The sequence below is a fragment of the Mesorhizobium sp. WSM4871 genome (assembly GCF_055811295.1).
Genome location: NZ_JBVVPU010000004.1, coordinates 443,906 through 466,285 on the forward strand (window position 1 = coordinate 443,906; position 22,380 = coordinate 466,285).

General features: G+C 61.6%; 20 protein-coding genes. 11 read left to right on the forward strand and 9 right to left on the reverse strand.

Translation table 11 applies throughout. The features are described from left to right. Nucleotides 1-290: 290 nt before the first annotated feature. The 3 genes from AC0L2H_RS11520 (at nucleotide 291) to AC0L2H_RS11530 (ending at nucleotide 3,095) form a co-directional block, all read left to right on the forward strand. Entirely contained in the window at nucleotides 291-842 is a 552-nt protein-coding gene (locus AC0L2H_RS11520) for a GNAT family N-acetyltransferase (RefSeq protein WP_473590308.1), read from the forward strand. Nucleotides 843-978: 136 nt separating this feature from the next. Next, entirely contained in the window at nucleotides 979-2,535 is a 1,557-nt protein-coding gene (locus tag AC0L2H_RS11525; RefSeq protein WP_473590309.1) for a serine hydrolase, read from the forward strand. A gap of 149 nt (nucleotides 2,536-2,684) precedes the next feature. Beyond that, nucleotides 2,685-3,095 carry a VOC family protein gene (locus tag AC0L2H_RS11530; protein WP_473590310.1) on the forward strand — a complete coding sequence of 137 codons (411 nt, stop codon included), beginning with the start codon at nucleotides 2,685-2,687 and terminating at the stop codon, nucleotides 3,093-3,095. A gap of 14 nt (nucleotides 3,096-3,109) precedes the next feature. Here AC0L2H_RS11530 and AC0L2H_RS11535 read toward each other — a convergent pair whose 3' ends face one another. Then, nucleotides 3,110-4,045 carry a hypothetical protein gene (locus AC0L2H_RS11535; RefSeq protein WP_473590311.1) on the reverse strand — a complete coding sequence of 312 codons (936 nt, stop codon included), beginning with the start codon at nucleotides 4,043-4,045 and terminating at the stop codon, nucleotides 3,110-3,112. Nucleotides 4,046-4,566: 521 nt separating this feature from the next. Between AC0L2H_RS11535 and AC0L2H_RS11540 the strand changes: the two genes are divergently transcribed. From AC0L2H_RS11540 to AC0L2H_RS11555, 4 genes are all read left to right on the forward strand, one after another. Further along, on the forward strand, nucleotides 4,567-5,703 hold the full coding sequence (locus AC0L2H_RS11540) for a KamA family radical SAM protein (protein WP_473590378.1): 1,137 nt from the start codon (nucleotides 4,567-4,569) through the stop codon (nucleotides 5,701-5,703). Between the two features lie 76 nt (nucleotides 5,704-5,779). Beyond that, nucleotides 5,780-6,238: a mobile mystery protein A gene (locus tag AC0L2H_RS11545; RefSeq protein WP_473590312.1), complete on the forward strand. Its 459-nt coding sequence runs from the start codon at nucleotides 5,780-5,782 to the stop codon at nucleotides 6,236-6,238. Between the two features lie 8 nt (nucleotides 6,239-6,246). Then, nucleotides 6,247-6,852 (forward strand): mobile mystery protein B, encoded by a 606-nt coding sequence (locus tag AC0L2H_RS11550; RefSeq protein ID WP_473590313.1) that lies wholly within the window; start codon nucleotides 6,247-6,249, stop codon nucleotides 6,850-6,852. Between the two features lie 121 nt (nucleotides 6,853-6,973). Beyond that, nucleotides 6,974-8,626 (forward strand): FAD-dependent oxidoreductase, encoded by a 1,653-nt coding sequence (locus AC0L2H_RS11555; protein WP_473590314.1) that lies wholly within the window; start codon nucleotides 6,974-6,976, stop codon nucleotides 8,624-8,626. Between the two features lie 213 nt (nucleotides 8,627-8,839). Here AC0L2H_RS11555 and AC0L2H_RS11560 read toward each other — a convergent pair whose 3' ends face one another. Further along, nucleotides 8,840-9,823 (reverse strand): L,D-transpeptidase, encoded by a 984-nt coding sequence (locus AC0L2H_RS11560; protein ID WP_473590315.1) that lies wholly within the window; start codon nucleotides 9,821-9,823, stop codon nucleotides 8,840-8,842. A gap of 174 nt (nucleotides 9,824-9,997) precedes the next feature. On the opposite strand from AC0L2H_RS11560, the gene AC0L2H_RS11565 reads away from it, so the two are divergent. Together AC0L2H_RS11565 and AC0L2H_RS11570 are read left to right on the forward strand one after the other, a co-directional pair. Next, the gene (locus tag AC0L2H_RS11565) at nucleotides 9,998-10,321 is read left to right on the forward strand and encodes a DUF2934 domain-containing protein (protein WP_473590316.1); all 324 of its coding nucleotides are present in this window, start codon (nucleotides 9,998-10,000) and stop codon (nucleotides 10,319-10,321) included. A gap of 88 nt (nucleotides 10,322-10,409) precedes the next feature. After that, a complete protein-coding gene (locus AC0L2H_RS11570; RefSeq protein WP_473590317.1) occupies nucleotides 10,410-10,694 on the forward strand; it encodes a PRC-barrel domain containing protein in 285 nt (94 codons plus the stop codon). Nucleotides 10,695-10,739: 45 nt separating this feature from the next. On the opposite strand, the gene AC0L2H_RS11575 is transcribed toward AC0L2H_RS11570, so the two are convergent. From AC0L2H_RS11575 to AC0L2H_RS11605, 7 genes are all read right to left on the reverse strand, one after another. Further along, the gene (locus AC0L2H_RS11575) at nucleotides 10,740-11,648 is read right to left on the reverse strand and encodes a DMT family transporter (protein WP_473590318.1); all 909 of its coding nucleotides are present in this window, start codon (nucleotides 11,646-11,648) and stop codon (nucleotides 10,740-10,742) included. Nucleotides 11,649-11,805: 157 nt separating this feature from the next. Then, entirely contained in the window at nucleotides 11,806-12,855 is a 1,050-nt protein-coding gene (locus tag AC0L2H_RS11580) for an L-idonate 5-dehydrogenase (protein ID WP_473590319.1), read from the reverse strand. Beyond that, nucleotides 12,852-14,258 carry a TRAP transporter large permease gene (locus AC0L2H_RS11585; RefSeq protein WP_473590320.1) on the reverse strand — a complete coding sequence of 469 codons (1,407 nt, stop codon included), beginning with the start codon at nucleotides 14,256-14,258 and terminating at the stop codon, nucleotides 12,852-12,854. The genes AC0L2H_RS11580 and AC0L2H_RS11585 overlap by 4 nt, the downstream gene beginning before the upstream one ends. Before the next feature lie 4 nt (nucleotides 14,259-14,262). Beyond that, nucleotides 14,263-14,835 (reverse strand): TRAP transporter small permease, encoded by a 573-nt coding sequence (locus AC0L2H_RS11590; protein ID WP_473590321.1) that lies wholly within the window; start codon nucleotides 14,833-14,835, stop codon nucleotides 14,263-14,265. A gap of 84 nt (nucleotides 14,836-14,919) precedes the next feature. Then, the gene (locus AC0L2H_RS11595) at nucleotides 14,920-15,894 is read right to left on the reverse strand and encodes a sialic acid TRAP transporter substrate-binding protein SiaP (protein ID WP_473590322.1); all 975 of its coding nucleotides are present in this window, start codon (nucleotides 15,892-15,894) and stop codon (nucleotides 14,920-14,922) included. A 55-nt stretch (nucleotides 15,895-15,949) separates the two neighbouring features. Continuing rightward, nucleotides 15,950-16,666 (reverse strand): FadR/GntR family transcriptional regulator, encoded by a 717-nt coding sequence (locus AC0L2H_RS11600; protein WP_473590323.1) that lies wholly within the window; start codon nucleotides 16,664-16,666, stop codon nucleotides 15,950-15,952. 82 nt (nucleotides 16,667-16,748) lie between these two features. Continuing rightward, the gene (locus tag AC0L2H_RS11605; RefSeq protein ID WP_473590324.1) at nucleotides 16,749-17,003 is read right to left on the reverse strand and encodes a hypothetical protein; all 255 of its coding nucleotides are present in this window, start codon (nucleotides 17,001-17,003) and stop codon (nucleotides 16,749-16,751) included. Nucleotides 17,004-17,516: 513 nt separating this feature from the next. Between AC0L2H_RS11605 and AC0L2H_RS11610 the strand changes: the two genes are divergently transcribed. After that, nucleotides 17,517-21,110, forward strand: a complete 3,594-nt coding sequence (locus AC0L2H_RS11610; protein WP_473590325.1) for a YobI family P-loop NTPase — start codon at nucleotides 17,517-17,519, stop codon at nucleotides 21,108-21,110. A 533-nt stretch (nucleotides 21,111-21,643) separates the two neighbouring features. Next, nucleotides 21,644-22,378, forward strand: coding sequence for a septum site-determining protein MinC (minC, locus tag AC0L2H_RS11615; RefSeq protein ID WP_473590326.1), 735 nt, complete (start codon nucleotides 21,644-21,646; stop codon nucleotides 22,376-22,378). Nucleotides 22,379-22,380: the final 2 nt, after the last annotated feature.

Genomic DNA, 22,380 nt, shown 5'->3' on the forward strand with positions numbered 1-22,380 from the left:
GTACTCATCCGAACCTGTGCCGCTGGCCGCGACTTGAATGTCTCTGCCAGGGCGAAGCCTTGGATTTCGGTCTGAGATCGGCTTGAATGTGATCAATTTCATTCAGCGCGTCGCTGGAATCATGTCACTGGCCTAAGGAGGAGCAAACGCTTCTTGCCTGTGGCACGCTGATCGGCAGCCTGCCGCTCATCCCGATGGGTTGGCGCTGCCGCCCATCAACGCCTGACGGCTCTTCGAGCTGATCAGGCCGGGGCTCAGCCAGGACCGAAGACGAGACGAGGAACCCAGACATGCTTGACATGACCATGCTTGAGAACAACACCACCATCATCCGGCCAGCGACCGGCAAGCAACTTCCGGATCTTTCGGTCATGATCGCCAAGGCGTTCGAGACCTATCGGGGCGCGATCCCGGACCGGGCACTGTTCGAATACATCGCGGACTCCGCCGATCTCGAACAGCACAAGGGCCACGGCGACATCATGGTGCTTGAAAGCGCCGGCAAGGTCGTCGGCAGCGTCGTCTACTACCCGAGAGCCGGCGACGAGGGGCTCGGACTGCCGGCGGGCTGGGCCGGTATCCGCACGCTCGCGGTGCATCCGTCAGCACGCGGGCGCGGCTTCGGCCGCAGCCTGATCGAATACTGTATCGATCGCGCGCGCCGGGAAGGGCATGGGACCATCGGCCTGCACACCGCGGACTTCATGAAGCATGCCGTCGCCCTCTACCAGGCGCTCAGCTTCGGACGCTGCCCGCAATATGATTTGTGGGCCTCGGACATCCTCAACACCGATCTCGGCGGCGGGGACATACTGGTCACCGCCTTCAAACGCACGCTCTGACATTCGTGCAAACCGCTTTGGGCTGGCTTGGCCAAAGCATCCATTGACGAATGGCGAGCCTATCGTCAGGTTGGGTTCCCCTGCGTCAGGCCCGGGCTTGGCCGTGTGCATGCAGGCGATCCGAGGGGGCTCGACCATGCGACTGAACCGGACTCTGCGCCATTGGCGGATCTGGGCTTTCATCACCGCCATCGTGCTTTGGCCGCATGCGGCGTTGGCCGACGACATCGCGCCTGACCGCATGGCTGCTGCCCTGTCGAAGCTCGAGGCGCTTGCCGAAGGTGCGGTCGCGGATGGCGAGGTGCCTGGTCTCGCCATCGGCGTCGTTCATGACGACAAGGTGGTCTTCCTCAAGGGGTTCGGGCGTCGCGAAACCGGCAAGCCGGAGGCCGTCGATGCCGACACGGTGTTCCAGATCGCCTCGCTCTCCAAGCCGGTCTCGGCCACGATCGTGGCGGCGCTGGTCGGCGAGAAGATCGTTTCCTGGGATTCCAAAATTGCCGACCTCGATCCGGCGTTCCGGCTGTCACAGCCCTATCCGACCAGCGAACTGACGGTTCGCGACCTGTTCTCGCACCGCAGCGGATTGCCCGGCACCGCCGGCGACGACCTGGAGAGCATCGGCTATGACCGCGCCGAGATCCTGCATCGGCTGCGCTTCGTGCCGCCACTATCGAGCTTTCGCGCCGGCTATTCCTACAGCAATTTCGGACTGACCGGGGGCGCGACAGCGGCGGCGAAGCCGACAGGCAAGCCCTGGGAGGAGGTCGCCGAGGAAAAGCTCTATCGCCCGCTTGGAATGACCTCGACTAGTTCGCGTTATGCGGACTTCCTCAAGCATGCCAACCGCGCCGAACTGCACGTCAAGGCCGATGGCGTCTGGGCCGCCAGGATAAAGCGCGATCCGGACGCGCAGGCGCCGGCGGGCGGCGTCAGTTCCACCGCGCGCGATCTCTCGCAATGGGTGCGCCTGGTGCTCGGCAAGGGCGTTTATGACGGCAAGCCGCTGATAGCCGCCGAGGCGCTGGCCGAGACGCATGTGCCTTTGATGACGCGGGGCAGGAACCCGGTCTCCGGCAGCGAGTCGTTCTATGGCCTTGGTTGGAATGTCGAATTCGGCCGGCACGGCCTGAGCTGGGGGCATGCCGGCGCCTTCAGCGTCGGCGCCCGCACGCTGGTGACGCTGTTTCCCGAGAAGAAGCTTGGCATCGTCATCGTCGCCAACGCCTTTTCGACGGGCGTGCCGGAAGGCCTGTCCGAGAGCTTCGCCGACATGGCCTTTGACGGAAAGGTCGAGAAGGACTGGATCAAGGCCTGGGACGATGCCTATGCGAGCCTGTTCGGCCCGGCGGTCGCGGCGGCCAAGGCGACCTATGCCGCGCCGCCGTCTCCGGCAAGCCCGGCCAGGCCGGCCAGCACCTATACAGGACGCTATTTCAACGACTTCATCGGCGATGCGGTTGTGTCGGGTGAAGGAGACGGCCTGGTGCTCAAGCTCGGGCCGGGCGGCGCCCGTTCCTATTCACTGGAGCATTTCGACCGCGACATGTTCCTGACCTATCCGGACGCCGAGACACCGGACGCGCCGTCCGGCGTAAGCTTTGTCCTCGGCCCCGAGGACAAGGCGTCGGCCATGACGGTGGAGTTTCTCGACGCCAATCATCTCGGCACGTTGGCGCGCGTTGGCGATTAGCCAACGCCGGACGGCCGGTTCAGGTCGCTGGCCGAACTGGCGTCATAACATCGCCGAAACACGACTGACGTTCAAAACTCCCAATCCGACTACCGGGCCGGCACCAGACAGCCCGCTTCTGGACTCAGCTCCCACCGGCTGGAAACCTTTTGCGCGAGTTGACCGTTGTGGCCACAGACAGAGGAGAAGGTCGAATGGCATCCGTCCGATACATTGTTGCGGACGTCGACGAGGCGGCCGCGTTCTATCGAGACAATCTCGATTTCAAGATCGACAAGCACAATCCGGGCAAGTTCGCCGCGCTGTTGCGTGACGACTTGACGCTATATCTCAGCGCCCCAGGTGCGGGGAGCGGTGGCCAGGCGGGCGGCGATCCGAAGCCGGGCGGGTGGAACCGATTTATGATCGTTACGAACGAAATCGACGCCCTCATTGAGCGGTTGCGCCGGGTCGACGCCAGATTCCGCGGCGAAATCAGCGACGGCGGTGCCGGCCGCGCGATCTTGCTCGAAGATCCATCGGGCAACGTCATCGAGCTTTTCGAGTTCAAGAAGGGCTGAGCCTGACCGTCGGTTCAGGAAGCCGGGCCGAACTGGAGCAATTTGAAGCAGTCGCCGCTGCCTGAGGTCATCTGTGTCAGCACGGGTTTTGCCCGGTCGATCCATTCCTGGTGCGATCTGGCGTCGGCTTCGATCGCCTCGACCGGCGCCAGCTTGACGAAGCCGCGCCCGTTGCTGAACAGCCAGCAGGCGCGGGCGAGGAAGCGCCTGCTGCGCTGGCGCAGCAGATCGGCATCATAGAAGATGTCGAGCACCTCCTGCTTGATCCTGCGCGCCTTTTCAGGATCGGCGATCGCGACATCGACCGGCTCGCCGCCGATGGCGTCCTGCAAATCCTTGTAGTCGAGGGCGATCTGCGTGGTGGCGTATTTGATGTCGGCCTCGTCGCGTACCAGGTTGAACCACAGCGTCGGGTTGAGCTCGTTGACGACGAAGGACGATTCGAAATCGCGCGACAGATTGAGGATATCGAAGCCCTGGACGTCGACGTCGCGTTCGACCAGCAGAATCTCCGAGACCTGTTTGGCGAGCGCGGCGCCCTGGGCACTGACCGCTCCGTTCTTGCCGCCGAGTTCCGGGCCGACATACGGGCCGCCCCGATCCAGCAGTTCGTCGAATTCGCCCAGCGACCCGGCGACGGCGCTGCCCCTGGCAATGCGCGCCGCCAGCTTGGCCAGGACCTGTTGGAGTTCGGTCTCGCGTTTGCGCTGGTCCTGATAGTTCTGCTGGAAAAAGAAGATGAACAGGGAAACGCCGATGCCGATCAGGATGACGCCGAGCTGCGAGAAGATGTTGCGATAATATTCCAGCAGCTTTTCGCGGTGGCGCACATCGTCGCGCACGCTGTGGGCGACGCGAAGGTTGACGATCAGCGACAGGATCAGCAGCCCGGCGCCCACCAGGATGAGGCCGCCGATGAGGAGGTAGCCATGGCCAGAGTTGAAATCCATTGTCGCCAAGTCCCCCCGAAGCCCGTTCCTGAGGGCAGATTAGTACCATTGGGGGTGAACGCCTATGGGTCTTGGGCGGCGCAAGGCTGGTAATCCGGTGGCCGCGAAGCGGCCAGGATAGGGGCGCTTAAGTTGGCACCGTTGCGGCGCTCGGAAGTCACGGCATGGATCCTGGGGTCTGCGCCGCGTCGCTTCGCTCCTTGCTACGCCCCAGGATGACGACGGGACGTTTAGGCCATTCTCCAGCATTTGCGACTAGCCTCAGGCCTCCATGCCCTCGTCATCCCCGGGCGAAGCGGAGCGAAGACCCTGGGATCCATGCCGTGAGATCCGCCGAAGAGTGCGGCCTTGCAGGATATGTGCCGTAAATTGCTTCGAGGCACCGACAGCCTTCCAGTCCGTGCGTCGAGCAAGGGTTCAACCCTCGGCGCCAATGCTGTATCCAGCCCGAATTCAAGGAGCCTTCGATGACCTCACACCTCGACATCCTGGACGCCAGCGTGGCTGTCGACGCCGCCATGATGGCCGACGACGAGCGCGCTCATGAAACGCGCGGCGTCGCCACATGGCAGGACGATGTCCGCCAGGGGGTGCGCCACGTGCGCGATCTCGCTGCGCTACCACTGTCACCGGCCGAGCGCGCGGCGGCGGACGCGGCGGCGGCGCGCCACAAGGTGCGCATCCCGAAAGCCTATCTCGATTTGATCGACTGGAACGACCCCGCCGATCCGATCCGGGCGCAGGTCATTCCGTCGCCGCGGGAGCTGGAGGAAGCGGAGGGCGAGCTCGACGATCCGATCGCCGACCATGAGTTCAGCCCGGTGCCGCGCCTGACGCATCGCCATGCCGACCGGGTGCTTCTGTTCCCGACCTATCAATGCGCCGTCTATTGCCGCTTCTGCTTTCGCAAGGAGTCGCTGACCTCGATCGGCCGGGGTTATTCGCAGGGCGCGCTGGAGCCGGCCTTCGCCTATATCGCGGCGCATCCGGAGATCCGCGAGGTGATCCTGACCGGCGGCGACCCGCTCTCCCTGCCGGACAAGGCGCTGGCCGAAATCCGCGCCCGCATCGAGGCCATCGCGCATGTGCGGCTCTTACGCATCCACACGCGCGTGCCGGTGGCGCTGCCCTCGCGCATCACGGCCGGGCTGGTCCGCTCCTTGCAGGGCCGGCTGATGGTCAGCGTCGTCACCCACTTCAACCACGCGCGGGAAATCACCGACGCCACCGAGCAGGCCTGCCGCATCCTGAGGCAAGGCGGCTTCGTTCTGCTCAACCAGAGCGTTTTGCTCAAAGGCGTCAACGACACGGTCGAGGCGCTGGAGGAACTCTGCCGCGAGCTGATGTACCGGCTGGGCGTCAAACCCTATTACCTGCACCATGGCGATCTCGCGCGCGGCATGGCGCACCGGCGTACGACGATCGCCGAAGGCCAGGCGCTGGTCGCCGCGCTGCGCCAGCGCCTGTCGGGCATCTGCAACCCGGTCTACGTGCTGGACCTGCCGGACGGTGGAGGGAAAGTGCCGATTGGGCCGTGTTATATCGAGGGGCGGGATGAGGAGAGCTGGCGCATTCGCGGGCAGGATGGGGCGGTGCGGGAGTATCGGGAGGTGGTGGGAAGTGGGGAGAGCGTTGCCGGAGCCATTTCGTCAATATAGATATTGACACTTTAGGCATTGTTGTATACATCTGCATTGACTATCTTGATGGCTTGTGTCAACATATGAGTTTACAATGAGTGTCAAACAGGCTGCCCGCGAACAATACCAGGCAACGGTGAACCGCGTCCCGGTCGGCACTATTCATATGCCTGCGGAAGGTTGGATCCGCACGGCGCGCAAGGCGCTAGGCATGTCCGGAGCGCAGCTTGCCAGACGGATGGGTGTGACGCGCGCCCGCGTCGCGCAGGCGGAACAGGCCGAACTCGATGGCGGCGTCACGCTGAAATCCATGCAGGCGATGGCCGAAGCCATGGGCTGCCGCTTCGTCTACGCCTTCGAGCCACCCGATGCCATCGAGAATGTCATCGTCGCGCAGGCGCGCAAGATGGCTGAGGCGATCGTCGGCGCGGCAGCCAGGCACATGGCGCTGGAGGACCAGACCGTATCGGACAGCCGGACGGAGCAGGAAGTATCGCGCGTCATGCGTGAGCTGATCCAAGAAATGCCGGCCGATTTCTGGCAGGATAAGTGACATCAGGCATGGCGGTCAGGCTCGACTATCCCGAAGGCGCGACGCCTCTCGATCCGAACGAGCTTGCCGGGCTGAAACATAGGCACATCACCAATCAGCGCGAATTGAACGAGCTAGAGCAGGCGAACATCACATCCGGGCTGCGCTGGCTGGCCCGGATTCGGCGCAGGGACATCCTCACCGACGGCTTCGCGGTCGAGCTTCACCGACGCCTCTTTGGCGAGGTCTGGAGTTGGGCAGGCGGCTTCAGGAAGACAGGCAAGAATATCGGCGTCGATCCCGCGCAGATCGCCATGCAGTTGCGCGCCGTGATGGACGACGCGCGCTACTGGGCGGAGCATGGAACCTATCAGCCCGTCGAGATGGTGGCGCGCCTCCACCACCGCCTTGTGTGGGTCCATCCCTTTGTCAACGGCAATGGCCGCCACGCCCGCATCATGGCTGATGTGGTGCTTGAGAAGATCTACGGAACCGCCTCGATAGATTGGACCGCCGGCTCGGACCTTCAACGAATGAACGAACGGCGCGCGGCCTATGTCGCGGCCCTCAAGGCAGCCGACAACCACGACGTCGCTCCGCTGCTGGCCTTTGTCGGTGCAGGGGATTCGAAATAGGCTCCGGCTTGCATATCTCGCGCGAACCGCCGTCGCCTGCCATCCACGCGCCAAATCGAAATCCCATTTCCTGTTGATCACCACCACAAAAATCCGCTAACAGCATCCCGCGAGGGGTGCCATGCTGACAGTGGATGAAGTGGGAGCGATCCCGTTGTTTTCGGGGTTGCCGGCGAGCGAGCTGGAGCGGCTGGCGCGGACGGCGGCGGATCTGCATCTCAGCGCCGGCGAGTTCGCGGTGCATGAGGGCGGCGAGGCCGCGCTGTTTGCGGTGCTGGCCGGCAAGATCGAAGTGGTGAAGACCTTCGACGGCATCGAGCGGACGCTGGGCTGGCGGCTGCCGGGGACGATCTTCGGCGAGGTGCCGATCGCGCTGGGCTCGGGTTTTCCGGGCGGCTATCGCGCCGCCGAGCCGTCGCGCGTCATGCGCCTCGAACTCCAGCAATATTATTCTCTTGCCGCCGTCTCCAAGGAGGTGGCGCAGAAGGTCAGCGCGCTGGCGCGCGAGCGGATGGGCGGGCTGCAGAGCATCACCGCCGAGCCGCAGAAGCCGCGCGTCACACTGGTCGGTCATCGCTGGGACACGGCGTGCGGGGAGCTGCGCCGGTTCCTCGCCCGCAACCAGATCTCGTTCAACTGGCTGTTGCCCGACACGGCGGATGCCGAGGCGTTCTGGGCTGGCCGGCCGGCGTTCGACGGGCCTGTCGCCCGTCTGGCGGACGGCGAGATCATGGAAAATCCGGCGGTGCGCGACCTTGCCATTCGCCTCGGGCTGCAGACGCGGCCGCGCGGCACCGAATATGATGTCGCCATCATCGGCGGCGGGCCGGCCGGCCTTGCGGCGGCGGTGTATGGCGCGTCGGAGGGGCTGCGCACCATCGTCGTCGAGCGCGAAGCGCCCGGCGGACAGGCGGGAACTTCGTCGCGCATCGAGAACTATCTGGGTTTTCCCTCCGGCATTTCCGGCGACGAACTGGCCAGCCGCGCGCTGCAGCAGGCGCGGCGGCTGGGCGCCGAAATCCTGGTCACCCGCGCCGTCGCCGGCATCGATACGGCCACGCATGATCTCCATCTGGACGGCACCGATGTGGTGCGGGCGCGCAGCCTCATCCTGGCCACCGGCGTGACCTGGCGCAGGCTCGGCATAGACGGCTTCGACCGGCTGATCGGCAAGGGCGTCTACTACGGTGCGGCGCGCAGCGAGGCCAACGCCACCCACGGGCAGGACGTCTATCTGATCGGCGCCGGCAATTCGGCCGGCCAGGCGGCGCTGCATTTTTCCGGCCATGCGCGCAACGTGACGCTGCTGGTGCGCGGCCCTTCGCTGGCCGACTCGATGTCGCATTATCTGATCGAGCAGCTCCGGGCGAAATCGAACGTCAAGGTCCGGCTGCGCGCGGAAGTGCAGGCCGTGCATGGCGAGACGCACCTGACGGCGATCGACATTTTGGACAAGACCGGCAACGAGGTGAGCCGGCACGAATGCGGCGGGCTATTCGTGTTCATCGGCGCCAATGCGGAGACCGAATGGCTGCCGGCCGATGTCCTGCGCGATCAACGCGGCTATGTGCTGACCGGCGACGATGTGAAAAAGGCCGGCGGCTGGTCGCGGGAGCGCGACCCCTATCTGCTCGAAACCAGCGCGCCCGGCATCTTCGCCTGCGGCGACGTGCGGCTGAGCCCGGTCAAGCGCGTGGCCTCGGCGGTGGGCGAGGGCAGCATGGCGATCGCCTTCGTGCATCAGTATCTGGCGCATGAGAAGGCGCGCCGCTAAGGTGTGCTGATATTCAGGTGATGCCGGCCTGCAAATGGCGGCTTCCTCCGCTTCCGGTGCTCACGTACGGAAAGTACGCTCCGCTCCGGTTCTCGGAACCCACCATTTTCGACTCGGCCTGACCTGAATCTCAACACACCTTGGAGCGCTGCAAGCTCCACGTGCAAACCGCATCCTCCGCTCAGGCTGGGGCATGCTTTTGCGGGACCTGCCTCAATACAGGCCCACGCCGCTGAAGATCGTGAAATTGTCGGCGGTGCGGTTGCCTGAATTGCTGGAATCGTCGGTGGTGACCAGCGTCATGCCCTGGCGCATCGCCTTCTGCACCTTTTTCAATATGTCGGGATAGGCCTTGATCCTTTGCAGGGCCTCGGTGTCGGAGGCCCGGTCCTTCGATGAATAGGCCATCGATGTCCAGGTCAGTTGCGCATTGTTCTCGTCGACCCTCGTCAGCGTATAGAGATGGCTGCCGATCGGCTTGCCCGGATTGGCGATATCGACCTTGCCGGTCGCGGTGATGCGGCCATTTTCCCACAGCGTCAGGCTGCGGTCGCGGCCGCTGATGACGATGCTGGTGGTTGTCGCCTTTTCCGTTCGCCCCTCGGAATATTCGTGACGCTTGATCGACGCATCCACCGCGCCGAAGGCCTTTTTTCCATAGTCGCCAAGCACCATGCCGGGATGCACGACCGAACTCGGCTGCGAATCCTCGTCGGCGATCACCACCGTCATGCCCACCTTGGTGATCGAGAACAGCAGCGCCGAAAACCCCATGGGCAGGCGAACGCAGCCATGCGAGGCCGGATAGCCAGGCAGATTGCCGGCGTGGAGCGCTACACCCGACCAGGTCAGCCGGTTCATGTTCGGCATCGGCGCGTCATTGTAGGTGCTCGACTTGTGGTCCTTGTCCTTCTCCAGGATCTTGAACACGCCGGTCGGCGTCTCGTGGCTCGCCTTGCCGGTCGAGCAGGTGGAGGCGGCAATGCGGATGCCGTTGCGATAGACGTGAACCACCTGGTCGGGGATCGAGACGATGACCACCACGGGGCCGCTCGGCGAGCGTTCGGGAAACCAGTTGAACTCGCCATTGGCGAGGAATTCGGCGGTCTTGTCGACACGGGCGGCGAGGGCGCTGGGGAGGCGGACCAAGGCTGCCGAGGCCGCAAGGCCAACCCAGAATCCGCGTCGGTCGATCATTCCCAGACCCCCTCAAGTCGAGAATTCGCTGCAAGCGCCGGCGAATTCGTCCAGCGTAGACGGGTGATGGATAAATTCAAGCGGGCAGGGGTCTGTCTCGCGCCATCGCGCAAATTCCTTGGATCGTTCGGGCGCGTGCGGCGTTCAAGCAGGACGCAACGGAGGAGCAGAAAAATGGGCGACGATCGGCACGACAAAATCCAGGAGCGGGCACACCAGATCTGGCAGCGCGAGGGGGGCGTGCACGGCGATCACGAACGGCACTGGCACCAGGCCGAGGCGGAAATCGACCGGGAAGCCGCTTTGCCGCTGACCGCGGACGATGCCTTGCCTGAAACCGGCGAGATCGCCAGCTCCGACGTGCTGACGGTCGAAGCGCTGGCCATGCGCACAGGCATATCGGGCGATGAGGCGCAGGAACTGATCGACAGGCTGGGCGGCGACCGCGCGGCAATCGAGCAGGCCGCGCGCAGCCTCGAGGCGAGACGGCGGCTTTAGCCGCCCTGTCGCTGGGGCAGGCAATCCTTGGTCGGAACTCTTGACCGCCTCACAGGTTGATCCTGTCTAAACGGAAAGGAGACCAGTCATGGACCACACCAGCCACATACGGCTCAGCAACGCCGAGCTGACTCCGGACATACTTGAAGGCGCCACAATCTACGGCCCCCACGACGAAAAGATCGGCTCCGTCGATCATCTGCACGGCAGCCAGGTCGTCATCGATGTCGGCGGCTTCCTGGGCATGGGCGCCAAGCCCGTAGCCGTCGCCGCCAGCCAACTCGATTTCATGCGCGACGAGGACGGCGACGTCCATGCCGTCACCAGCTGGACGAAGGATCAGCTGAAAGAGATGCCCGAGCACCGCGACTGAAGGAAAGGTCCGGCAAAGACCGGGCCTTTCGTCCGTGTATTTCCTTCAGATCGTCGCCTCGATCGGCTCGGCCAGTCTGGGGTTCGCACGCATGGCGATCAGGCAGCCGGCGATGATCAGGCATGCCCCTGCCAGCGTGGTCCAGGTGACCGCCTCGTCGAAGATGAGCCAGCCAAGCGCCACCGCCCAGATGAACGCCGAATATTCCGTCGGGATCAGATATTGCGCTTCGGCGCGGGCGTAGGACCAGCTCATCATGAACTGGCCGGTAAGCGACAGCGCCGTCACCGCGACCAGAGGAAGCCAGAGATTGGCCGGCAGCGCTACGGCGAGCCACGGCGCGGCTAGGCCGAGGACGATTGCGATGGCGAGGTTCTGGAAGAAGATGATCTCGATCGGCTTGGCCAGCAGCGCCTGTCGCCGGGCGAGCACCAGATTGTAGGCGTAGAACACCGTCGATACGAGCACGGCCGTCGTGCCCAGCACGGCGTCCTGCGAATAACTTTCCCGCCCGAACTGGCCGGCCATGATGATCGCCACGCCGGCGAGACCGGCCATCGACGCCCAGATCGCCTGCCGCCGGATGCGTTCGCCCAGCAACAGCGCGGCGAGGAAGAGCGCGAACAGGGGCGCGACGAAGCTGAGCCCGATCGCTTCCGCCAGCGGCAGCCTGGCAAGCCCCCAGAAGAAACACAGTATGACGATGCCGACGATCACGGCGCGCAGCGCATGCAGCCCCAGCACCGGAATGGTTGGCAGCGTGCGCGGCCCCGCCGACCAACCCGCGCCCGCGACCAGAGCCGCCAGCATGCTGCGCCACAGCACGGTGTTGTAGACGCCCACGGCGATAACCAGGACCTTCATCGCCACATCCATCGCGGACAAGAGGAAGATCGCCAGCGCGCAAATGAGCACCGGGATCGTCGGGGCGCCTGTCAGGCTCGATGTCTTCACGGGCTGAACTCATGTGACGGTTGCAGCCGGATATCCCGGGGCAAACGGTATGACCAGATGGCAGCCCCGCCGACATGGCGGTCCAATGCGGGCAGGTGGGAGCGTGGTGGCAGGACGTTGTGCCGTTCGCAGGGCGCGCGCGCAGCATGCGCCTCGGTCAATCTGCGGTCAGAACAACCTTGACGCTTTGGGAGCGGTCGGCGGCGAGGCGGAAGGCCTCGGGCGCGCACGAAAGGACGCGTTCGGCGGTAACCAGCTTCAAGACCTCGACTTCTCCATCGACGATGAGAGCGACGGCGTGATTGAATTCCGCGCCGAAACGGAACGACCCCTTCAGGTCGATCTCCTTGGCCATGACGGCGTTGCCCGGCACCGGGATCTGGCCGCCCGGCAGATTGCCGACCTGGATGACGACGCCGCCGCGCCGGACGCTGGCGATCGCCGCGGTGAGGCCGGCCGCGGTGCCTGAAATTTCCAAAGCAATATCGAATGGTCTGTCGGCGGCAAGCGCCTTGAGTTCGGCATCGCCGCCGGAAAGATCGATCGTCCGATCCGCACCCAGCCGGGTGGCGAAGGCGAGCGGCGCCGCGGCTATGTCGGCGACAGTTATCCCGCCGCAGCCTTTGAACCTGGCCGCGAGCATGGTGAGAAGTCCGATCGGCCCGGCGCCGAAGAGGATGACATTCCTGTCGGCGATCGCGCCGGCTCGCGCCACTGCGTGCAGGCTGACGGCGAGCGGCTCGGCGAGCGCCGCCGCTTGATATGACACATGCCGCGGGACCTTGACGCATTGCGCCGGCGTGGCGTCGAAGACGCTGGCGAACCCGCCTTGCATATGCGGCGTCCTGGAAGCCGAGCCCATGAAGTAGATGTTCTCGCAGAGATTGGCGCGGCCTTCGGCGCATCGCGCACAGTGCCCGCACCACCGCGAGGGGTTGACCGCAACGCGGTCACCGATGGCAAGTCCGGGTGCTGCCGCGTTGATCTCGACAATCTCTCCAGCAACCTCGTGACCGAGTACGAGCGGAGATGTGACGACGAAATCGCCGGTTCGCGCATGGCGAAAATAGTGCAGGTCGGAGCCGCATATGCCGCCAGCGCCGAAACGCACGCGCACCATGCCCGACGCAAGGGGTTCGAGCGGACGCTCCACCATGCGCAGGTCTTCGGGGTTGAACAACGTCGCGGCGATCACATTGCCGGTCATTTGATCAGTCCCATTTGTGTCGGCAGCCACAGCGTGATGGCCGGAATGAAGGTGATCAGGATCAGCGCGACCAGCAACGGCACGAGCCAGGGCAGGATCGCCATCGTCGTGCGCTCGACCGACAGCTTGGCGATCCGCGAAAGAACGAACAGCACCATGCCGAGCGGCGGATGCAGCAGGCCGATCATCAGGTTGAGCGTCATGATCAGGCCGAAGTGCACGGGGTCGATGCCGTACAGGACGACGATGGGCAACAGGATCGGCACGAGGATGGTGATCGCGGCGATGGTATCAAGAAAGCACCCCACCACCAGCATCAGGATGTTGACCAGAATCAGGAACACCCATTTGTTCTCTGTCAGCGAGGTGATGAATATCGAGAACATCTGCGCCGCCTGGCTGACGGTTAGCAGCCACGCGAAGATCGACGCTGCGGTGACGATGAACAGAACCGACGCCGTCGTCTCGATCGTGTCGAAGCTGGCCTTGGCCAGCGTTGCGAAAGTCATCGTGCGATAGCGCACGAGCCCCAGGAACAGCGACCAGATGACCGCGGCCATGGCCGCCTCGGTCGGCGTGAACCAACCCATTGTCATGCCGCCGATCAGGATGATGGGCGTCATCAAAGCCATCACGGCGGAGAAGTCGAAGTACCAGTCGCAGGCGATCAGAACCGCGAGAGCGATGCCGACGGAGATGTTGAGCGACAACCCGGCGCTCACCAATATGTAGACCAGGACCGGAAAGCAGGCGACGACGAGTATCTCGAGAGACGCGGCGCCGAGTTTGCGCAGTTCGAACGGCGTGTCGGAGCCCCAGCCGCGGCGATAGGCGAAGATGGCGACCGTCACCATCATCAGCGCCGTCATGACGACGCCGGGCAGGATGCCTGCCATGAACAGCGCGCCGATGGAGACGTTGGCCATCATACCGTAGATGACGAAGGGCAGCGACGGCGGAAAGATCGGGCCGAGCGTCGAGGATGCAGCGGTGACGCCGACCGCCGCCTCGACCGGATAGCCGTGATCACGCATGGCCTTGATCTCGATCGTGCCGATCCCGGCAGCATCTGCGAGGGCAGCGCCCGACATGCCAGCGAAAACCACCGATCCGATAATGTTCACCTGAGCGAGGCCGCCCTTCATCCACCCGACAAGCGCCAGCGCGAACGAATAGATGCGCCCGGTGACGCCGGCGATGTTCATGAGATTGCCGGCAAAGATGAAGAAGGGCACGGCGAGCAGCGGAAAACTCTCGACGCCGGCGATCATGCGCTGCGCGGCGATGATGTCGGGCGCCACACCGTAGAAGACGAGGTAAAGCAGCGACGATACGGCCATCGACACGGCGACGGGCACACCGATTAGCATCAGGACGAGAAAGGCACCGATCAGAAGCAGCATCGCCCTACTCCCCCAGCCCGTCGAATGCGGCGGGGCGCTCGAGCACCGAGTAGCCGCGGCGGACATTGCCGACGAACACCTGGACCGCGCGAAGCATCATCAGCACGAAGCCGGCGAACACGGAGTAGAAGACGATGTTGCGCGGCAGGTCGATCGTGACCATCCGCTCGCGGTGGACGATCCCGACATAGCGCCACAGAAGCCAGGACATGTAGGCGAAAAAGCCGATGGTGATCAGGTTCACCGCAAGCGCCAGATAGCGCCCGACCCGCGCCGGCAGATAGTGGTAGAGCACGTCGACCTGGATGTGGCGCGACATGCGGGTGCACATCACGGAACCCAGAAACACGACGACGACAAGGCAGTTGATCGCGATCTCTTCGGTCCAGGCATAGCTGTTGTTGAGGACATAGCGGGTGAAGAACTGCAGGAAGACGCACAACGACATGCCCCAGAACACTGCGAGTGTCGCCCAGTCCTCGACTGCGTAGCGAGAGAGGTCGACGGGCGCGGTCTCCTCCTCGAAGGCGTGCGCCAGTTCCTCGGCTGTGACCGGGTTGTGAATCTCTTCAGTCATCGGCATGGCTCCGGGTTGAACGACCTGCGCTGTCATTGTCCAAACCGGTCCGGACGCATATACGCCGGACCGGTTTGAAAGCGATTACTTGATGGCGCGGATCGCCTCCCAATCTGCCTTGCGGTAGCCGAACTCCTCGAACGTCACTTTTTCCATCACGTTCTTCTCGAAGTCGGCCCGATCGACTTCGGTCACGGTCAGGCCGCGATCCTTGAAGGTCTGAACGAGGCCCTTCTCGCGATCCACGATGATCTTGGTGGCGCGCGCGGCGGCTTCCTGCATCACTTCGGTGAAGATCGCCTTGTCCGCGTCAGAGAGCTCGGCCCAGCGCGATTTCGACACGATCGTGTTGAGATGGTCGACAATATGACCGGTCAGGACGATGTGCTTCTGCACCTCGTAGAATTTCTTCGCGTCGATCGTCGTCAGCGGGTTTTCCTGTGCCTCGACCGTGCCCTGCTGCAAAGCCAGATAGACCTCGGCGAAAGCGATCGGCGCAGTGTTGGCACCGCAGGCGCGCGGCATTGCGAGGTAGGCCGGCACATCCGGCACCCGGATCTTCAGGCCCGCCATGTCCGCGCATTTCGCGATAGGCCGGTTCGAGGTGGTATGGCGCGTGCCGTAGTAGGTCGTCGCTGTGATGTGATGGCCGGATGCTTCCTCGTAGCCGGCGGTCAGTTCCTTGTATTTGTCGCTTTTCGCGTAAGCGAGCAGGTGGTCGGCGTCCCGGAAGGTGAACGGATAATAGGTCACCCCGATCGGCGGGTATTCGCGCGCCGCGAAGCTTGATCCGGAAATGATGATGTCGACCGTGCCCAGGGTCAGACCCTGATTGATATCGGATTCCTTGCCGAGTTGGGACGCCGGAAACACGTCGATCGTATAGCGGCCGTCGGTGCGCTTCTTGATTTCTTCTGCCGCCCATACGGCCTCCGTGTGGAAGGGCTCGGACGTTTCATACACATGCGCCCATTTCAACGCTGTTTGTGCCGAGGCCGAAGCCATGGGCAGAGCGACCGTGGCGATCGCGCAGAGCAGTGCGGTATACCTTGAAAACATCTTCATTCCTCCCTGTGGTTGGACCGATGACGGCCGGATCTCCTCCCGGCCGGTTCTATTCCGCAACCTCCATGGTTGCGGGGCTCTCACCGAAATTGCGTGAGAATCGAAGTTGCGACCGACGCAGATGCTCCTGCATCGCCGCCTTTGCCCTTTCGGGATCGCGCGCCGCTATTGCGTCGCGCACCGCGCGATGCTCTGCCGCGGCGGCCCGCCATGAGTCCTTGTTCTCGAAATAGCTCGAGAGACGTTCGAAATAGGGGTTCATGCGCTGGTCGAACATCTCGCCGATAAAACGCACCAGCACCGCGTTGCCGAGGATGCCCGCCACCGTCGTATGGAATTCCCGGTCAAGCATGATGGTCGTGGCAGGCAGGCTTATGTCGTCCATCCGGCGCAGCGCATCGTCCAGCAGATCGAGATCGGTCGGCCGAACCTGGAGAGCGGCTTCCGCGGCGATCGCACCTTCGATGAACTCCCGCGCCCGCAGCAGTTCGAACGGACCTTCATCCGTTTCCGCGGCGAGTATTTCGGCGCGCGGCGGGGCAGTGACGTAGATGCCAGAGCCGACGCGAATGCGTATGCGGCCCTCAACCTCGAGCGCAATCAGCGCTTCACGCACCGTCGGACGCGAGATTCCCAACTGGTCGGCCAATTCCCGCTCCGTCGGCAGACGATCGCCAACGCCAAACTCACCAGAACCGATCAGCTGCCTCAGTTGATCGGCGACCTGTCGATAGAGCCGACGCGGCTCAACAGCCTGGATAGGCATCGCTCCTGCTCCCGAAGTCGTCTTCTCTCCAATTTGGTAAATTGGTCTGGCCAATTGACCTTTAGCGGGTGAACAGCGCGAGTCAAGAGCGATGTAAGGGTCTCATCGGCGGAGCCTCGAATCTGTGCCAAGCCGCCGCCCGCGTGCGCGGCCCCGCCGACCAGCCCGCGCCCGCGACCAGAGCCGCCAGCATGCTGCGCCACAGCACGGTGTTGTAGACGCCCACGGCGATAACCAGGACCTTCATCGCCACATCCATCGCGGACAAAAGGAAGATCGCCAGCGCGCAAATGAGCACCGGGATCGTCGGGGCGCCTGTCAGGCTCGAAGTCTTCACGGCTGAACTCATGTGACGGTTGCAGCCGGATATCCTGGGGCGAGCGGCGTGGCCAGATGGCAGGCCAGCCGACATGGCGGTCCAATGCGGGCAGGTGGAGTGTCGTAGCAGGACGTTGTGCCTCTCGCGCGCATTCACGGTCCGCAAAATCTGCTTATCACGCTCAGCAGACCCTCACAGGTAAGCGCGCATGACTGCTTAGCGCTTTCACCGGTAGTTCCAGTCCCTTCGTCAATTCCCGAACGCGGACGTCGGAGAGATCTCGGTTGAACGGCTGCTATTTGGGACAATCCGGAATGTCTTCAATCGACTGCGCACAAGCGAGAACAGACATTCACCCAGTTAGCATGTAAAGTGCCATCCTTTTGGCAATCAATACCAAAATCCACGGCAATGCATTGTTCTGTAGAAACCGCGCCAAGCATCTCTGCGTCCGCAATTGTGGCCTGTATCCCTTCGGCTTTGGATGCACTCGGAGACGTGTTAGTACGATGAATCATTTGGCCTCAATTCATGGGACTCTGGAATAACTTGCGGAAACACTTCACTAGAATAGCAGGTTGGCTCGGCCGATTCAACGAGGCGGCTGGCGAGAAATCGAAGTTCATTGACCTCGCCCCCACCGACAAGGCGGACGAGGCAGGGGTATATTCCGATGCGCTGCTCTACGCGACGAATAATCCTAGAGTTTCGAATATTGCGCTGACAGGCCCGTATGGTTCGGGAAAAAGCAGTATCATCAAATCATTTCTGAAAAAATACAGACGCCCCGTACTGCAGATATCGCTTGCTGCATTCCTGCCTGAAGCCACGGCAACAGGTGGTGAGGTAAGTAAGCAGGAGATAGAAAGAAGCATTCTCCAACAAATGCTTTATGGCGCTGACGCGAATAAGCTCCCGCTCTCAAGGTTCAAGAGAATCCAATCTCCAAGCAAGTGGTCGATATTCATATCATTATATATTATTTTTGGTCTATTCGCGTTCTGGAACCTTCTGCAAAATCGCGAAGAGATTATCAATGGTGAATACCTCCTCCCCCTGGCCACCAGCAACTGGTTCAATCTCACCTGCTTCGCCTTAGGGGGCTCGTTCCTCTGGCTAGCCCTGCACCATTTCTACGTCGCGAGTTTCGGCGTCTCATTGAAGAGCATATCGCTGAAGGACATTGAAATTACTCCCGCAGCGGTGAATCACGAGTCAATACTAAACCGCCATTTGGACGAGATTATCTATTTCTTCCAGTCAACGAAATATGATCTCGTAGTTATCGAGGATCTGGACAGGTTCAATAACTCTGAGATTTTTGTCACCCTGCGTGAGATCAACAGTCTCGTAAATGAGAATTCGGGCGTAAAACGAACCATCCGCTTCCTCTATGCGCTTCGTGATGACATGTTTGTGAATACAGACCGGACCAAATTTTTCGAGTTCATCATCCCTGTCATACCGATCATTAACAGCTCGAACTCGATCGACAAGGTATTGGAGCAGGGAAAGAGGCTCTCACTGGATAACCGGCTAGACCGGCAGTTTCTCCGTGAAGTTTCGCGGTATCTCAATGACCTAAGGCTTATCCAGAATATCTTCAACGAATACGCGATCTATGTCGCGAATCTGGAGACCGGTGGCGAGAACGTGCTAGATGCGAACAAGCTCTTGGCGATCCTAATTTACAAGAACGTATTTCCCAGGGATTTTGAGAAACTGCATCGCGGTAGGGGTGATCTCGCACGGATCCTTGACCGTCACGATCAATTTATCGCCGACGGTGAAGCAGAATACAGGGCTAAGATATCTAGCCTCGAGGAGCAAGTCGATCATGCCGACAGGCAAGTCCCTTCCGATATACAAGAACTACGTAGAATCTATGCGATGGCTCTAATCGAGAAACTTCCAAATTCAGTGTCTCATATCGGTGTCAACGAGCAAAATCTTATAGAACTTTCTTCCCTCGCGAAGCATGATTTATTCGAGCAAGTTATCGGAGCACAGCAGGTCACTTATAGATACAATCAAAACTATCAGCAGAGGCTCAACGTCACTGGATTCCAGGCTGAAGTCGATCCTCTTAGGACTTATAAGCAGCGCGAGGGCGACATTGAGCTTCGGGCCGTTGGGTTTAAGAAAGCCGCCTCGAAAAACATCAGCGAGTTGAGATCGAAGGTCTCTGCTCTAAGGATAGCCAAGTTCAACGAAATAATTCGGCTAAACGCCAAGGCAGTGGAGGATCTTTTTGAGGCATTCGGTGATAACAGAGAACTTGCTCGGTTTTTGGTATTCGAAGGGTATCTTGACGACACTTATTACCAGTATACTTCGCTTTTCCATTCGGGGCGACTTTCGCCAAATGACAACAAATTTCTGATTCAGATTCGTGGGTTCGTTAATCCTGAGCCGGGCTTCCAAATAGATAATCCTAATGAGGTCATCGCAGCGATGCGCGATGACGATTTTCGGCAGGGCTATGTTCTCAATGTAAAAATCGTGGATTGCCTGCTTAGCGATTCATCCGCATATACTCTGCAGACGGCGAACCTTTTTGAGTTTATCGAGGCAGATTTTGAAAAGTGCGAGGCGTTCTTTGCGACCTATTACGCGACGGGCGCCAAGGTTCCTGCCTTGGTATCAGGACTGGTCGAGACGTGGGCCGGGTTCGTTCCTGCTGCTATCGCCACGCCCAGAAACCTGTCGCATGTAGCGCAAATCATCGCGCATTTACCAGCGCAGGCCCTTGAAGCACTACCTGGGAAGTACCCAGACATATCCGGGTTTGTCTCGCTCAATCTGCCGCAGATACTCGCGTTGGGGATTGATTTCGAGCCCGCCAGGCTGAAGCACCTTGGGATCGAGATAGCAGACCTGCCCGCCATTGAAGGCTTTGCCGGGATCGCGCGTTTCCTCTTCGAGGAGGGGCTCTATAGACTTACCATCGACAACGTGGAGTTTATATTCCGGGCCGTCTTGGGCTTGGGCGATCCGCATCTCTTGCGCACACAACATTACACTACTGTCCTCAAAACCGCGAATGCCGTGCTGATTTCCAGGATTGAGCGCAACTTTGGGGGCTATCTTAGAGATATAATTCTGAAACTTGAGGCGAATTCGCAGGAGAGCATTCCAGCTATCCTTTCCGCAATCGCGCGCGAGGAGATCGACCTAGGCGACCTCAGCAGCTTCCTCGAGAAGCAATCGGCGCTCATTCCTTCCCTGGAACAGGCGCCTATGCGTTTCCACGCTCTGCTTTTCCAGCTCGCGAAGGTCGAAGCGTCCTGGGACAACTGCCTTGCGTTTCTTGCCAGCGAAAGCTTCGACGCCAAGAGCCTGACCGCCTACCTGAACACGAAGCCGACGCTGGCGGTACTCTCGCAGCATGCCATTCCCGATGGTGAGAAGGCATCTACCTTGCACAGGTTCCTCATCGAAAACGATGCTCTGCAAGACGCGGTGTACCGCACATACGTCCAAGGTTTGCCGAGGCGTTTCGCCAAGTTTCCGACGAATCTCGGGGCGGGCAAGTTGCAGATATTGATAGAAGAAGGAAAGGTCACTTTCTCCCACGCAAATCTGTCGTTCCTGGAGGCCAATAGAGACCTCCAAGTTCTGTTCGTGACCAAAAACACTCAGCAATATCTGGACAACGAAAGCACATTCGCCGTTGATGACGACTTTCGCGAAAAGCTGCTCGCCTCCGACATCCGCGATGACCACAAACTGGCGATTATCCGGTCAATGGATCTAACCCTGCTCGCCAGCCTGCCATCTCGCGCGGGTGCCGTGGGGCCGATACTAGACCGCACCGGGGCAGACATGAGCGTGCTCGATACAGGTTCTGCGCGCGCAATTATCGTGAACTCCGCGCCCATCTCCGTTCGGATTTCGTTGTTCAACAAATGCCAAAACATCCTGGGTGATGGGGATGTACGCGAAATCCTCGCATTGCTCCCCGAGCCGTTCTCAGACATCAAAACCGGGTACAACACCCCGAGGATTAAAAAGACGGAGGAAAACATTGAGCTGGTAAAGTGGCTCGACTCTCGAGACATCATCTCCTCGTGGAGGGAGGGGCTATTCTCGGATGATATTCGTATAAATCTATACAGACGCTGACTGAGGTTCCGGAGTCTGGTATAGTTCGCAGTGGACGTTCGCTCTACCTGGAGGAGCAGAATTGTGACTCTGCACCGGCTGTTGTCCGACAGCATCCTCCTAACGTCATCCTGAAGGCCTGCTGGGAAAAGACTGACGACGCCAGGCGAGCGGCGAGATGTGGTGTTCGGTGTGATGCGCGACTACCAGATCTCGCGGCGCCGGGCCTGCGAACGACGGGTTCCTCCCAGTCTCCGCCACATGAACGAGTGGGCAGTTTAGGGCGCGCGATTTGGGTCCGTGGACGACTGCCAACCGGTTCATAAGCCCGCTGAATGTCAGCTTTCCCAATTCCCGTGCCTGAACCAGACAGTCTGCCGCCAGCCCCAAAGTCGACGCCAGACTACCTGCGCGGCGACGACCCGCTTCTTGTGCCGAGCGCCGGCTTGCTCCTGTCGCAACGCGCCATTTCGCGAGGTCATAAAACCCCACCGTTAACCATTCGTTAACCATGCCCGGCCTAGCGTTTACCTCTCAGTAAGGAATCGCTACCAGTGACCTTTGCCGCCCCCCTCGAGGCCAAATCCATCCGCTTTCGCGCCCGCTCTTTCGTCGCCTTCACGCTGACGCCGGAGGCGCCGCTTTCGGAGTGGCTGGAGAGCCTCGATCGCTGGATCGGCAACTCGCCGGGCTATTTCACCGGCCGCCCGGTGCTGCTCGATCTCAACACGCTGAAGCCCGAGGTCAGCCAGATCGAGACGCTGGTCGTCGAGCTCGGCCATCGCGGCATCCGCATTTACGCCATCGAGCTCGACGGCGGCGCGGCACTTGGATCGCACCTGCCGCCGGCGCTGATCGGCGCCAAGGAGGCCACGTCGGACGGACTGCTGGCCGGCGCCAAGGGCGCGGGCAAGCCGGAAGAGGCGAAGGCGGAAGAGACCAAGGAGACGCGGCCGGGCGGCGACACGCTGATGGTCAAGACGCCGATCCGCTCGGGCCAGTCGGTGTTCCATGCGCATGGCGATGTCATCGTGCTGGGCTCCGTCGCCTCCGGCTCCGAGATCGTCGCCGCCGGCTCCATCCATGTCTACGGCACGCTGCGCGGGCGCGCTTCGGCCGGCGTGCTCGGCAATTCGGCGGCGCGCATCTTCTGCCGCAGGAACGAAGCCGAACTGCTGTCGGTGGATGGCTGGTATTGCACCGCCGAGGAGATGGAGCCGTCCGTGCGCGGCAAGGCGGTCCAGGCATTTCTCGACAATGACACGCTGCGCATCGCGGCGCTCGGCTGACA